The organism is Roseibium sp. RKSG952 (assembly GCF_009711355.1).
The window spans coordinates 1-787 of record NZ_SMMF01000387.1 but is presented as its reverse complement, the minus strand read 5'-3'; the positions used below and the strand labels follow the sequence as shown (position 1 = coordinate 787).

General features: G+C 45.5%; 1 protein-coding gene. It reads left to right on the top strand.

Features of this window, described 5'->3' with window-relative positions:
• Positions 1–787: AMP-binding protein (locus tag E1297_RS01170; RefSeq protein WP_155132852.1), on the top strand; the 787-nt coding region annotated here is incomplete at both ends.

The window sequence follows — 787 nt, the reverse complement described above, 5'->3', positions numbered from 1 at the left end:
GGGCGGAGCCTATCTGCCGCTCGATCCGGCTTATCCGCAAGAACGGCTTGCCTTCATGCTGGAAGATGCCGGAGCGGGCTGGGTTGTGACTAATCGGATACTAGTCGAGGCGTATCCGTGCATTAGAAGTACGAATGGCCACCAAAGTGTTGTTTTGGATCACACCATTACATCAGCGACAGTTGCAGCAATTTCGAAAAATCCGATTATGAAGGGCCAGCTTTTAAACCGCCATAGCCATAACTCCCTTTCCTATGTGATCTACACTTCTGGATCGACGGGTAAGCCCAAAGCTATAGTATTAGGGTCTGCATGTCTTTCGTCTTTTATACACGCAAGTCAATTAGTTTTCTCATTAGATACAAGTGATCGTATAATTCTTTCATCAAATCAACTGTTTGACGCATTTATTGAGCAGATTTGTTTATCTGTGGCATTCGGTTGCTCTTTGATTATTGCCGACCCACGGGACTTTTCTGTCGGTGATTTAGATGGAAACCCATTAAATAGAATTAAACCGACGTTTATAGATGCAACCCCAACTCTTTGGCAGAGTGCATTAAGTAATGGCTTTTTGGGAAATGACTTGCGGATTGCAGTATCGGGAGGTGAACCACTCACGCCTGAAGTTGCTCATGCTCTGCCCGAATTATCGGATATGTGCATCAATACGTATGGGCCCGCAGAATGTACGATAGCCGTGACATCGGGTTGTATCGCCGATCAAACTGGCCATCTAACTATTGGTAAACCGCTTTCCAATACTCAAGCCTATGTTGTTGACGCT